This is a genomic window from Streptomyces sp. adm13(2018), from assembly GCF_008042145.1.
Lineage (GTDB): Bacteria > Actinomycetota > Actinomycetes > Streptomycetales > Streptomycetaceae > Streptomyces.
Map to the genome: position 1 here is coordinate 1 of NZ_RDBH01000024.1, position 12694 is coordinate 12694.

Sequence of the window (12694 nt, forward strand, 5' to 3'; positions counted from 1 at the left end):
GGCGCCGGTCGCCCGGACCCTGCGGGTGCCCGGCGTCCTGCCCGTGCTCGCCGTGACGTTCACCCTCGTCCTGGCCCACACCGTCCTCTACACCTACGTCTCCGCCTACCTCGGCCATCGCGGTCTGGCCGGGTCCACCGGGCTCGTCCTGCTCGTGTTCGGCGTGGCCTCGCTCGTCGGGTCGTTGGCCATGGATCTATGCTCGAACCCTCACATCGGTGTGAGGGTCAAGCGAGTTCCTGGAGGGGCGCCCATGCGGATCGGGGAACTGTCGGAGCGCACCGGAACACCGCGCCGGCTGCTGCGCTACTACGAGGAGCAGGGCCTCATCGTCGCGGACCGGCTGCCGAACGGCTACCGGGACTACGACGAGTCGAACCCGGACCGGGTCATGCAGATCCGGGGCCTCCTGGACGCCGGTCTGCCGACCCGGATCATCAAGCAGATCCTGCCCTGCCTGAACAAGCCGCGGATCATCCACTTCCCGGACGCCACCCCGGAGATGCTGGCCACCCTGGAGGACGAGCGGGACCGGATGACCGAGCGGATCCGCTGCCTCACCCGGAACAGGGACGCGGTGGCGGAGTACCTGGACGCGGTACGGGTGAAGGCGGAGCAGTCCGTCTGACCGCCGTCGCACTCCGGGCGGTCCGTACGCTCCAGCGCCCGCCGTGCCGCTCCAGGCTGAGTGGGAGCCCGAAGCAGGCCCCCACGTGCGCGCCGGTGAGCACGTCGCCGACCGGCCCCTGGGCCAGGACCCGTCCCTGCCGGAGGCGCCCTGGCGTGGGGGTGCCGGAGGGCAGCTCCTCCAGGTGGTGGGTCACCGTGACCGTGGCCTGGGCGGGATGTGCGGCGCCGAGGGCGTCGAGCGCGTCGAGCAGCTGCTCACGGCCGGGCAGGTCGAGACCGGTGGCCGGTTCGTCGAGGAGGAGGAGCCGGGGCCCGGAGGAGGCCGCCCGTCTCGCCCGTACGGAACTGGAGTCGACGTTGGCCCTGCTGAAGGACCGTGGGTCGGAGCTGGGGGCCGGGGCGCGCGTACGGCTCCGCTCGCCGGGTCCGCGCGTACGACGCGGTTCGCCCGCCGGCCGGCCGGGTCAGCGACCCGGTTCGCACGCCAGGAGGGCCTAGGCCGTCTCTTCCGGATCCTGCCTGACCCGCGCCGCCCGGCACCGCACCTCTCCGCCTTGCGATGCACGGCACCGGACGACGCGGGCTTGACCGGCAAGATCCGGAAGAGACGGCCTAGGCGCGCACGCCGACGAGGAGACGCCGCAGGGTTTCCTCCTGGCGTGCGAACCGGGTCGCTGACCCGGCCGGCCGGCGGGCGAACCGCGTCGTACGCGCGGACCCGGCGAGCGGAGCCGTACGCGCGCCCCGGCGCGGGCGGAGGCCCCCTCGGTCCGCCCGGGCCCGCAGGCTCGCCGCCGAGCGGCGCAGGGCGGTCGGGCGGAGTTGGGCCGGCGCGATCCGCGCGCGCTGACCGCCGCCCGCGATCAGGGCGTTGACGGAGGCCATCGGGTCGCCGCCCACCGACCGGGCCAGCAACGCGCCGACGACCACCGGGCCGAGGGCGACGGCGAGGGCCGCGCCGGTGGCGGTGGCGCGCTGGAGGGGGCGGTTGCGGCGGACGTCGAAGCTCATGGTGATAGTCCAGCAGGGCGTTGGCGGGCGGGGTATCGGTCCGGGTACTCAGACCGGCGCACGTCCGTACTCAGGCGCGGGGGCGCGGGAACTCCCGCGGGGCCTCCCGCACCATCGTTTCTTCCGCGATGCTCGGGCGCCGGGCACCGGGCACCGGGCGTTCCCGGTGGACGGGTTGAGCATCGGGCTGGGCAACGGGTTGAGCATCGGAGGCGGAGGCACCGTGACGACGGAGACGGCGGAGACGGCGGAGACGACAGGGATGGCGGCGGCAGGACCGGTGGTGGCGGATGGTGTGGCCCACGCCGACCGGTCAGCACGCGCGGACGAACCGAGCGAGACGGGCGGGCCGGGCGCGGCGGGCGGCGCCGCGTCGGACGGGTCCCGCTCATGCGGACCGGGACCGGCGGACGCCCCGCCCGCCCCGGGCGGGCCAGGTACAGCGCGCGGCTCGCTCGTGCCGGACCYGGGCATCGGCGCGGGGCGCGTGCCCCGGTCCGGCCTCGTGCTCGTCGTGCAGCACGAGGAGGACGCGGGGGTCGGGATCGTCGGTGAGCACCTCGTGCGGTGCGGTCTCCGGCTCGACGTGGTGCGTGCCTGGGAGGGCGTCGCGCTGCCGGACGACCTGTCGAGCCACGCCGGTCTGCTGGTCCTCGGCGGGTCGGTGAACTGCGAGGACGACGCGGCCGCCCCCTGGCTGCCCGGGGTCCGGGCGCTCGTACGCCAGGCCGTCGCCGAGGCGGTCCCGCTGCTCGGGATCTGTCTGGGCGGGCAGATCGTCGCCCACGCCCTCGGCGGCTCGGTCGCGCCGCGCTCCCGTCCCCCGGAGGTGGGCGCGGTGCCGCTCCGGCGGCTGCCGGCCGCGACCGGGGACCCCGTACTCGGCCGGGTGCCGGACGGCGCGCTCGCCGTCCAGTGGCACTGGGACGACGTGGACCGGCTGCCGCCCGGCGCGGTCCCGCTGCTGACGGGTGACCACTGCGCACACCAGGCCTTCCGGGTCGGCGCCGCCGCGTGGGCGGTGCAGTTCCATCCGGAGGCGGACGGCAGCACGGTCGCGGAGTGGGCCGCCGAGGACGCCGGGCGGATCCGGGAGGCGGGCCTCGACCCGGTGACCGCGGTCGCCTCGGTGCGGGAAGCGGAGCCCGGGCTCCGCGCGGTCTGGGGCGCGGTCGCCGAGGCTTGGGGCGCGGTGGTCGGAGCCTCGGCAGGCCTGCGGCCGTAGGTCGTGTCCGGGAAGGACCCGCCCGGCTCGCGACACCTGACACGTGCTCTCGGCGCGCTGCCCGCGTCGTACGACCTCACCCGGCGCCCTTCCGGACACGACCTTGCGCCCGCGCCGCCGTACCGTACGGGGAGGCACCCCCAACGAAGGAGACCGTCGCCATGGCCGACTACCGGATCGAGACCGTCCGCACCGGGTACCGGAACTGGACCGCCCGGAACGACCGGGGCGCGGAGGTCCGGATGGCCGCCGCGGACGACGCCGACGCGCAGCCCTCGTTCACCCCGGTCGAACTGCTGCTCGCGGCGATCGGCGGCTGCGGCGGTCTCGTCATCGACCGGACCGCGCGGGCCGTGGACCACGACGACCTCAAGATCGTGGTGGAGTCGGTCTCCGGACCGGAGGACGACGGCCGGATCGGCCGGATCCGGGTCAGCTACGAGTTCGAGCTCCCGGACAGCAACCCGAAGGCGGCCGAGGTCTTCGCCCGCGGAGTGCGGCTGACCCACGAGAAGTTCTGCACGGTCAGCCGGACCGTGGAGCACGGCGCGCGCGTCGAGGCGATCCTGCCGGACGGCACCGTCGGCTTCGAGGGCTGATACGTGGGCGGGGGCGGCGGCCGCATCCCGGACCCGCCCCGGCCGGCGGTCGGCCGTGTTCCCCGGCTCTCCCCCGGCTCCCCCCGCCTCACTCCTCGATCGCGCCGCCCGTCGCGCGCAGATGCTGCCGGAAGGTGCGGGAGGGGTCCTCGGCCCGGGCCGCCAGATAGGCGTCGAACCGGGTCTGGGCACGGAGCGTCTCCCCCGCCTCGATGCGGCGGGCCTGTTCCCGCTCCGTACGGGCCAGGGCGCGCGCCACCTCCAGGACCTCGCCCGTCCGGGCGGCCCGGACGAAGAGCACACCGTCGTCGTCGGCGAGGACGACATCCTCCGCGGTCACCGTGTGCTCGCCGAACCGTGCGGCCGTCAGCGCGTCGGCGTCCCGCGGATCGAGGCGTACGGGGCCGGGCGCGTACCGTCCGTAGGAGAAGACGGGCAGTCCGATCCGGAGCAGGTCGGGGGTGTCCCGGTGCAGGCCCCAGACGACGACCCCGGCGACACCCGCGGCCCGGGCCTCCAGGACGGCGAGGTCGCCGATGCAGGCCTCGTCGCGGCGGCCCGCGTTGTCGATGACCAGCACGTCGCCGGGTCCGGCCCGGGTGAAGGCCTCCAGGAAGACGTCCACGCTGCCGTAGTGCCGTACCGGCAGGGCGCGCCCGGCGACCCGCTGCCCCGCCGCCACGGGCAGGATCCCGGCCGGCGCCGCGCGCAGCGGTTCCCCGAGACGCACACAGGCGTCGGCGACGAGCGGGGTGGAGAGTTCCGTGAAGTCGACCGGATCCTGCGGCATGGGTGCTCCGTTCGGTGACGTGTGCGGTTCGGCGGGCGGACGTACGGACGTACGGGCTGCGCGATGGTATCGGCCGCCGGTCCGCGAACCTGCGGCATGGGTGCTCCGTTCGGTGACGTGTGCGGTTCGGCGGGCGGACGTACGGACGTACGGGCTGCGCGATGGTATCGGCCGCCGGTCCGCGAACAGCCGCGCCGCGGCCTTCCTACGATGAAGTCACCCCTCTTCAGAGCGAGGCACCATGGCCGCAGAGGACGCCCCCCGTCCCGCCGAACAGCCGGCGGGACTGAAGGCGAACGCGATCGGGTTCGTCGACGCCCTCGTCATCGGACTCAACTCCACCTCCCCCGCGTACTCCCTGGCCGCCGTCATCGGCCCGATCGTGGCGCTCGCCGGGATCTACGCACCCGGCGTGATGTTCGCGTCCTTCGTCCCGATGCTGCTGATCGCGTCGGCCTTCTACTACCTGAACAAGGTCGACCAGGACTGCGGTACCACGTTCTCCTGGGTCACGCGCGCGATGGGCCCGTGGATCGGATGGCTCGGCGGCTGGGCCATCGCGATGACCGGTGTCCTGGTCGTCGGCTCGCTCGCGGACGTCGCCGTGAGCTTCGCGCTGCTCGCCGTCGGCCTCGACAGCTGGGTGGACAACACCTTCGTACGGCAGTCCCTGACCGTGCTGCTGATCCTGGTGATGACGGCCGTCTGCGTCATCGGCACCGAACTGTCGGCCAAGGTGCAGAACGTCCTCATCCTGGCGCAGGTCGCGTTCCTGCTGGTCTTCGTGGGTGTCGCGCTGTACCAGGTGTACGACGGCACGAGCGCCTACGACTCCGTCGAGCCCGCACTCGGCTGGCTGAACCCCTTCGGCGCCGGAGGCGCGGCGCTGACCGGCGGGCTGCTGCTCGGCGTGTTCATCTACTGGGGCTGGGAGTCGGCGGTCAACCTCACGGAGGAGGTCGAGGACTCCGCGACCGCCCCGGGCAAGGCCGGCCTCTGGTCGACCGTCATCCTGCTCGTCACCTACGTGTCGGTGGGCTTCGCGGTGGTCGCGTACGCCGGTCCCACGTTCCTCGCGGAGAACGCCGGCGAGGAGGAGTTCATCTTCGCCCAGCTCGCCACCGACGTGCTGGGCGGCTGGGACTGGGTCCTGCTCCTGGCCGTCTCCACCTCCGCGATCGCCTCCACACAGACGACGATCATCCCGGCCTCCCGGACCGCGCTGTCCATGGCCCGGCGTCGTGCGCTGCCCGCGCACTACGGCCACATCAGCCCGCGGTTCCGCACGCCCGACGTGAGCACGTGGTGGGTCGCCGGCATCGCCATCGCCTGGTACCTCGTGGTGAACCAGATCAGCACCAACGCCCTCTTCGACTCGCTGACCGCCCTGTCACTCCTGATCGCCTTCTACTACGCGCTCACCGGCATCGCGTGCGCCGTCTACTACCGGCGCCACCTGTTCGAGAGCGTCCACAACTTCCTGCTCATCGGCCTCGGCCCGCTCGTCGGCGCCGGGCTCCTGACCTGGCTCCTGGTGCGGTCGGTCTCCGACATGTCCGATCCCGCGAACTCGTACAGCGGCACCTCGTGGTTCGGCCTCGGGCCGCCGCTCGTCATCGGGATCGGCATCGCCCTCACCGGGGTGGTCCTCATGATCGTGTGGCGGCTGCGGTCGCCCGTCTTCTGGGAGGAGCGGCCGGGCGTGGCCGACCCCGACCTGGTGCACGGCAAGGAGCGCTGAGATGTCGGTCGTGCTCGGTTACGACGAGTCCCCCGGCGCGGCCCGCGCGCTGCGCATCGCGGTCGAGGTGGCCGCGGCCTTCGACGAGCAACTGGTGCTGGTCTACGGCGCGGCGGCGCCCGGTCCGCTGGGCGAGGAGTACCGGTCCCACTACGACGCCATCCGGCAGACCGGCCGCGCCGGCCTGGAGCACGCGGTCACGGAGGCGGACCGCGCGGGGGTCCCGACCGTCGTGGAGGTGCTGGACGAGAACCCGGCGCAGGCCCTCATCGACGCGGCGGCCCGGCACGCGGCCCGGGTCATCGTGGTCGGCAGCTGGGGCGAGAGCCCGATGCGCGGCGCACTGCTGGGCTCCACGCCCCACAAGCTGCTCCACATGTCGACCGTGCCGGTGCTGTGCGTGCCGCCGGAGTCCCGCGCCTGACGACGCGGGCTTCCTCCTCCTCAGCCGAGCTTCCGCAGTCCGGCTTTCTCGACCGGGCTTGCTCCGGCGAGCGTCCTCAGTCGAGCCAGAGCGCCCGGACCGGGCCGAGCGGGTCCTCCGCGACGCGGGGTTCGACGTCCCAGATCCTCGTGGCGCGCCCGTCGGCCGTGTAGCGGGGCCAGTCGGGGCCCGGGTCCTGGTCGGTCACGAACGCGACCCAGGCGCGGTGCATCTCGTCGGCGAGGGCGCGCGGCGGCGTGTCGCCCGCGACGGCCGGGACTCCCTCGGCGTCGAGGAGGTCGAAGGCGAAGGGCAGGTCGACGCAGTGGAAGGCGAGACCCGCGGCGGGTGAGCGCCAGACGAACTCGTAGAGCCAGGTGGGCCGTCCGCGGGCGGCGCGGGCTTCGGCGACGGCGAGGTTCGGGGCCCGGAAGGTGGCGTCGGTCAGTGCCTGGCCGAAGAGCCGCTCCGGTCCCGCCGCCGCGTACGCCTCCGCGAGGGCGTCGGCCCGGCCGGGATCGAGGCCCAGTCCGCCGAGCAGGACGGCAAGCGGCGGGCCCTCCGGTCCGGGCGCGGGGAACATCGTGAACTCGTGCTCGGTGAACCCGAGCATCAGCGGTACGTCCGCGCCGGCCCCGCCCGTGGTGAGGGCCTCGTGGACGGGCAGCGGCACGAGCTCGCCGTCGGCGAAGGGGGCGAAGGACAGCATCGGCGGCAGGCCCTCGCGGTCGGGGCCCGGCTCGTTCAGGCGGTCCTGGAGGGCGAGGATCTCGTCGTCGCCCAGATCGCGCAGGGCGGCCGCGGTGGCCGGGACGCCGGTGCGGGCGGTGAGGAGCCGGGCGGCCGCCCGGGCGACCTCCGGGCCGTCGGGCCGCGGGACGGCGCCCGAGACGGAGAGGGCGCCGCGGAACAGGCCCCGGGCGGCGGGGACCGCGAGCAGGGTCTGGACGGCGCCGCCGCCCGCCGACTGCCCGGCGACGGTGACCTTGGCGGGGTCCCCGCCGAAGGCCGCGATGTTGTCCCGGACCCAGGAGAGGGCGGCGATCCAGTCGCGTACGCCCCGGTTGTCGGGGGCGTCGTCCAAGTGCAGGAAGCCCTCGATGCCGAGGCGGTAGCCCACCGAAACGAGGACGACGCCGTCCCGGTTGAAGGCCGCCCCGTCGTACCAGGGGCTGGCGGCCGAGCCGGCGACGTAGCCGCCGCCGTGGATCCAGACGAGGACGGGCAGTCCGGCGGCCGGGTCGGCACCCGGGGTGAAGACGTTCAGGTTGAGGATTCCGGCGCCCGGCACTGTGGGCTCGGGGATGGTGGTGATCTCCGCGAAGGGGCGGCGCTGGGCCGTCGGGCCGTACGCGGTGGCGTCCAGCGGTTCCGTCCACGGCTCCGGCGGCACGGGCGCCGCGAACCGCAGGTCGCCGACGGGCGGCTGGGCGTACGGGATGCCGAGGAAGCACAGGCTGCCGTCGGCCCGGCGCTCGCCCCGGACGGGTCCCCGGTCGGTGGCCACCACGGTGCCGCCGGCGGCTGGGCCGGTGCTCGCGAAGGTGCCGGTCGCGCTGGTGATGCCGGTGGTGTCTGAGATGCCGGTGGTGCCGGTGACGCTCATGGGTGCTGCTCCTTCTGCGCGGGGGCACACGACGCCCGGGGCATGAGCCTGCCACCCTTCACTTACACGTGTCAACGCTGGGCGGCGCCTCGTCTGCAACCCCGGCCCGCCGCGGCAGCAGGAGGGGGGTCGCGAGCAGCAGAGCACCGACGAGGCCGATCGCCGCCCGCGGTCCGACCACCGCCGCGAGGAGCCCCCCGAGCGCGGTCAGGGCGGCGATGGAGGCCTTCGCCGCGACGGACCAGGCGGTGAGGGTGCGGGCGACGCGGTCGGTCGGCGTCAGGTCGAGGCGGTGGGCGGCCAGGACCGGGTTCCACACCCCGATGCAGGTGATCAGCGCCAGCTCGACGGCCATCACGAGGATCAGCCCGGTCGGCCCGGGGTGCACGAGGACGAGACCGACGGGCCAGCACGCCCGGAGCGCCCCCGAGGCCCGCAGGACGCGGTGCCGGCCGTACCGGGCGACGAGCGGCCGGGAGAGCCGCGAGCCCACGAGGCCGCCGAGGCAGGGCACCGCGAAGGCGAGCCCGTACTGCCAGGGGGCGAAGCCGAGCGGCCCGAGCATGAGGACGGCGAGGAGCGGCGCGGTCGCCATGATCAGCCCGTTGACCAGGACGGCGTTGAGGAACAGCGGGCGCAGGACGGGCTGGGCGAGCAGGTGCCGCCACCCTTCGAGGAGGTCAGCGACGCCCGCTCTCGGACCCTCCCTACGGGTGGGGACGGGCTCCGGGGCCGTGATGGCCCGGATGCCCAGGGCCGAGAGCAGATAGCTCACGGCGTCGACGAGCACGGTCGCCACCGGGCCGAGGAGCGCGATCAGGGCGCCGCCGAGCGGCGGTCCGAGGACGGTCGCGGTCCAGGTGGTGGATTCGAGGCGGGACTGCGCGAGGAGGCGCCCCTCGGCGGGTACGAGCGCTTTGAGGCAAGCACCGGAGGCCGCGCCGAAGGTGATGTCGGCGGCGGCCACGACGACGGAGACGAGGAGCAGCTGGGCGAAGCCGAGCCGGTCCAGCGCGTACGCGGCGGCGACGCTCAGGACCGCGGCGCCGCGCACGAGGTCCATGGCGATCATCACCGGGCGCTTGCGGCGGAACTCCACCCACGGGCCGAGCGGCAGCGCGACCGCCGCACCGACGGCCGCGCCGACGGCGGCCAGCGCGGCCACCTCGGCGGAACCCTCGTGGAGCACGGTGACGGCCAGCAGCGGAAGGGCGTTGAAGGCGACCCAGGTGCCGAGGGTGCCGGCCGCGTACGCCGCCCAGAGCCACCCGAAGTCCCGCCCGAGGGACGCTCCGCCCGCCATGCCCGCACCTCTCCGCCGAAGGTCCGCACAACCGCGCGCCACCGCCTGACATCAAAGCGAGGGGAGAAGCCGCAGATCAAACAACCGTGGACCACTCACGTCACAACCCGGGGTTGTCGCAGCGACGGGAAGCCGGTGCCGCGACGCCCTAGGCTGCGGGCATGGATCTCGATGCCGTACGCACCTTCCTGACCGTGGTGGACTCGGGCCGGTTCCGGGATGCGGCCGCCGAGCTGGCGGTGACCCAGCAGGCCGTGTCCAAGCGGATCGCCGCTCTGGAGAAGGAGCTCGGCGTGCGGCTGCTCGCCCGTACCGCGCGCGGTGCGGAGGTGACGATCGACGGCCAGGCCTTCCTGCCGCACGCGCGCGCCCTGCTGCACGCCGAGGCGCGGGCACTGGCCTCCGTACGGCCCGAGCGGCGGGCGCTGCGGGTGGACGTGATCGGTCGGAGGCTGGCCACTGCGGGCCTGCTGCGGGGGTTCCACCGGGCACATCCGCAGACCGAGCTGGACGTCGTGACCCTCTTCGACGCCGACGCGGCCGTCGCCGCCCTCGCGGCCGGCACGATCGACGCGTCCTTCCGGGCGGTCACCATGCCCGGCCGGCGGCTGCCCGAGGGCATCGGCGCGCTGCCGGTCCTGGACGAGCCGTTGCAGCTCCTGACGGGGCCCGGGCATGTACTCGCGGGCGCGCGTTCCGTGCCGCTCGCCCGGCTCGCCGGCCATCGGATCTGGATTCCCGGCATCGTCGGCGGAACCGAGTGGGCGGCCTACTACGCCGACCTGGCCGCCGCGTTCGGGCTCACCATCGAGGTGACGGGCCCGGACTTCGGCCCCGAGGCGCTGTTCGACACCATCGCGGACTCCCCCGAGCTGGCGACGTTCGTCGGCGAGGGGACCAGGCTCGTCTGGCCGGCCGGCCACGACCTGCGGCGCGTCCCCGTGCACGGGCCGACTCCCGTGTATCCGCACTCACTTCTGTGGTCCGTGGACAACCCGCACCCCGCGCTCCTCGCCCTTCGCGCGCACCTGGCCGCCTCCCCCGAGGCCCAGGGGGCGACGCCGCCGGAGGGCGGGCGGGGCGACATCTGGACACCCGACTGGGCACGGCCCCGCGATCAACGCTCGGCACCCTAGAATCACCACGCCTGGGAGACGTGGCGGTGGCGGAAGGCGGCCGGTGATGCAGTGGAAGCCCGACGCCATCGTGGGCGTGCTCGTCTTCCTGCTCGGCGTGGGACTCATCGTCGCCGGAATGGTCTGGAAGGGGCGCGCGGTACGGCCGTTCGCCGCCTCGCGGGCGCGATCCGTGGCGCAGCGGGAGTACGCCCGCGACCTGCAGCGGGCCGCCGACCACGTGATCGCGCGGGCCCGCCGGTCCGCCGGAGAGGGCGAACCGGCCATCGTCACCGTGGAGGCCGTCGTACGCACGACGCAGGACCGCTACGGGTACGCCGAGGTGGAGCGGCGGCACGCGGCGGCCGCGCTGCGACGGCGGTTCGAGCACGGGCGCTGTGCGGCCGACTGCGTCACCGACGCCTTCGGCTGAACACCGCCCGCCGGTACGGGGGTTGCCTTGCGGTGGTACCTCCACGAGCCAGTACGAACGATCCGGCGGGGCGCCGAACCGTCCCGTCGGCCGGGGCGCCCCCGCCTCACTCCCCCGTAGAGCCGTCGAGGCGTTCGCGCAGCAGGTCCGCGTGGCCGTTGTGCCGCGCGTACTCCTCGATCATGTGGGCGAGGACGTAGCGCACGGAGTAGGTCTCCTCCTCGTGGGTCCCGGTGACGTCGAGGGAGGGGGCCGCGGCCACGATCGCGCGGGAGTGGTCGCACTCCTTGCGCCAGACGGCGAAGGCCTCTTCGGGGTCGGCCTCGTCGACGTCGAAGTCGGCCCGGTCGGTGGAGCCGGGCGGGGTCCAGTGGCTGGGGATCTCCTCGCCGTTGAGCACGTTGCGGAACCAGCCGCGCTCGACGTCGGCGGCATGGCGGACGAGCCCGAGGAGCGAGAGTGCGGAGGGGCCGATCGCCCGGCTGCGCAGCTGCTCCGGGGAGAGCCCCCGGCACTTCAGGGCGAGGGTGTCACGCTGGAAGTCGAGCAGGGCGGTGAGCGTGGTGCGCTCGTCGCCGGTGTGGGGCACGGTCGTACGGTCATCCTGGATGGTCATACGGGCATTCTGCCGCCGCGACCCACGCCCGCGCCCACGGGTTTCACCGGTCCGGCACGGCGACCGCAGGGGCGGGACCGCGGCTCAGCCGGACGGCTGGGCGTAGTCACCGAAGCCCGACCAGTCCACAGCGACGCAGGCCTCCTCGCCGATCACCCACGCGTCGTGGCCGGGCTTGACCTCCATGTAGTCCCCGGCACCGTACTCCGCCGTCTCGCCGTCGTTCATGACGACCTTCAGGCGGCCACTGACGACGTACCCGACGTGCGACGCCTGGCAGCTCTCCGTGCCGGCGATCGGCCCCACGTGCCGGGACCACCGCCAGCCCGGTTCGAACACGGCCCGGCCGACCGGGCCGTGTTCCCCATGGAGCAGGTCGAGCCTGCCCTTGCCGTCCTCGAAGGGGCGGGTCTCGTCCGCCGCGTCGAAGTTCTTCCTGACGATGCCGGTCATCATCGCCTCCCGGCGATGGAGGGTCGACCCCGAGTCCACTTCCAGGCTACTCCCGGGCTCCGCGGCGCACACCGCCGCCGGTACGGCCCCGCCACCGCTATCCGGGTCCTTTGTGAACGACGGTCGGCCTTTGGTGGATCCACGCATATCCGGGGCTCGAATTCTGTGCATATCACTTACCGGACAGACCTACACATAAAGGCCAGATAAGAGCACAATGAAGCAGCGGCAGCATTCGCCGCAAGTGCGGTCAGACGTGCATCACGCCAGAAGGAGGCGAGTCGTATGGCCGACGTCTCTCACCGTCCCGGTGATATCGCGGGACACCCCGATGCGCCGGAAATGCGGGACCGATATGCCCGTATGCTCCAGACCCGAGGTGTCGCGGCGGTCGAGGAGCTCGTGATCCTCGCCGGCATCTACGCCGCGATCTCCGCGTGGACGGTCCACTTCTCCGCCGCCCAGCCCGCCCTCGCCACCGCGAACCTGGTCGTCGGCATCGCCCTGGCCGTCCTCGGGCTGTGCATGTCGATGGTTCCCGAGCGGTCCCAGGACCTCAACTTCGTCGTCCTGCTGATGGGAGCCTGGCTGATCATCGCGCCGTGGGTGGTCGGGTCGAGCCCCGACACGGGCACCGTCCTCAGCAACGTCATCACCGGCGCGTGCGTCTGCCTGTTCTCCCTCACGGCCGGCGGACTGCTCATGACCAAGCGAAGGACGTGAGGCCCGGATCCTCTTCCGGAACGGC

The 12694-nt window shown here is 73.8% G+C and carries 14 protein-coding genes; 8 read left to right on the top strand and 6 right to left on the bottom strand.

Going from position 1 to position 12694, the window contains the following annotated elements; all coding sequences use genetic code 11:
- Positions 1–253: 253 nt before the first annotated feature.
- On the top strand, positions 254–628 hold the full coding sequence (locus EAO70_RS02210; protein WP_148001360.1) for a MerR family transcriptional regulator: 375 nt from the start codon (positions 254–256) through the stop codon (positions 626–628).
- 614 nt (positions 629–1242) lie between these two features.
- Here EAO70_RS02210 and EAO70_RS37540 read toward each other — a convergent pair.
- On the bottom strand, positions 1243–1641 hold the full coding sequence (locus EAO70_RS37540; protein WP_187283685.1) for a hypothetical protein: 399 nt from the start codon (positions 1639–1641) through the stop codon (positions 1243–1245).
- A gap of 457 nt (positions 1642–2098) precedes the next feature.
- Between EAO70_RS37540 and EAO70_RS37545 the strand changes: the two genes are divergently transcribed.
- Both EAO70_RS37545 and EAO70_RS02230 read left to right on the top strand, forming a co-directional pair.
- Positions 2099–2866: a type 1 glutamine amidotransferase gene (locus EAO70_RS37545; RefSeq protein ID WP_187283686.1), complete on the top strand. Its 768-nt coding sequence runs from the start codon at positions 2099–2101 to the stop codon at positions 2864–2866.
- Positions 2867–3027: 161 nt separating this feature from the next.
- Positions 3028–3465, top strand: a complete 438-nt coding sequence (locus EAO70_RS02230) for an OsmC family protein (RefSeq protein ID WP_148001345.1) — start codon at positions 3028–3030, stop codon at positions 3463–3465.
- A gap of 88 nt (positions 3466–3553) precedes the next feature.
- On the opposite strand, the gene EAO70_RS02235 is transcribed toward EAO70_RS02230, so the two are convergent.
- Positions 3554–4255 carry an RraA family protein gene (locus tag EAO70_RS02235; protein ID WP_148001346.1) on the bottom strand — a complete coding sequence of 234 codons (702 nt, stop codon included), beginning with the start codon at positions 4253–4255 and terminating at the stop codon, positions 3554–3556.
- A gap of 241 nt (positions 4256–4496) precedes the next feature.
- Between EAO70_RS02235 and EAO70_RS02240 the strand changes: the two genes are divergently transcribed.
- Both EAO70_RS02240 and EAO70_RS02245 read left to right on the top strand, forming a co-directional pair.
- A complete protein-coding gene (locus EAO70_RS02240; RefSeq protein WP_148001347.1) occupies positions 4497–5996 on the top strand; it encodes an APC family permease in 1500 nt (499 codons plus the stop codon).
- Between the two features lies 1 nt (position 5997).
- Positions 5998–6420 carry a universal stress protein gene (locus tag EAO70_RS02245; protein ID WP_148001348.1) on the top strand — a complete coding sequence of 141 codons (423 nt, stop codon included), beginning with the start codon at positions 5998–6000 and terminating at the stop codon, positions 6418–6420.
- Between the two features lie 76 nt (positions 6421–6496).
- Here EAO70_RS02245 and EAO70_RS02250 read toward each other — a convergent pair whose 3' ends face one another.
- Positions 6497–8026, bottom strand: a complete 1530-nt coding sequence (locus tag EAO70_RS02250) for a carboxylesterase/lipase family protein (RefSeq protein WP_148001349.1) — start codon at positions 8024–8026, stop codon at positions 6497–6499.
- A gap of 58 nt (positions 8027–8084) precedes the next feature.
- Positions 8085–9329: an MFS transporter gene (locus tag EAO70_RS02255; protein ID WP_148001350.1), complete on the bottom strand. Its 1245-nt coding sequence runs from the start codon at positions 9327–9329 to the stop codon at positions 8085–8087.
- A gap of 161 nt (positions 9330–9490) precedes the next feature.
- Between EAO70_RS02255 and EAO70_RS02260 the strand changes: the two genes are divergently transcribed.
- Both EAO70_RS02260 and EAO70_RS02265 read left to right on the top strand, forming a co-directional pair.
- Complete coding sequence (locus tag EAO70_RS02260) at positions 9491–10465, top strand: LysR family transcriptional regulator (RefSeq protein ID WP_148001351.1); 975 nt, start codon at positions 9491–9493, stop codon at positions 10463–10465.
- Between the two features lie 46 nt (positions 10466–10511).
- Positions 10512–10877 carry a hypothetical protein gene (locus tag EAO70_RS02265; RefSeq protein ID WP_148001352.1) on the top strand — a complete coding sequence of 122 codons (366 nt, stop codon included), beginning with the start codon at positions 10512–10514 and terminating at the stop codon, positions 10875–10877.
- Positions 10878–10983: 106 nt separating this feature from the next.
- Here the strand turns inward: EAO70_RS02265 and EAO70_RS02270 are convergent, their stop codons facing one another.
- Positions 10984–11493, bottom strand: a complete 510-nt coding sequence (locus EAO70_RS02270; RefSeq protein WP_148001353.1) for a DinB family protein — start codon at positions 11491–11493, stop codon at positions 10984–10986.
- An 84-nt stretch (positions 11494–11577) separates the two neighbouring features.
- The gene (locus EAO70_RS02275; protein ID WP_148001361.1) at positions 11578–11946 is read right to left on the bottom strand and encodes a cupin domain-containing protein; all 369 of its coding nucleotides are present in this window, start codon (positions 11944–11946) and stop codon (positions 11578–11580) included.
- A 363-nt stretch (positions 11947–12309) separates the two neighbouring features.
- Here EAO70_RS02275 and EAO70_RS02280 point away from each other — a divergent pair, with 363 nt between their 5' ends.
- On the top strand, positions 12310–12669 hold the full coding sequence (locus EAO70_RS02280) for an SPW repeat protein (RefSeq protein WP_261992598.1): 360 nt from the start codon (positions 12310–12312) through the stop codon (positions 12667–12669).
- Positions 12670–12694: the final 25 nt, after the last annotated feature.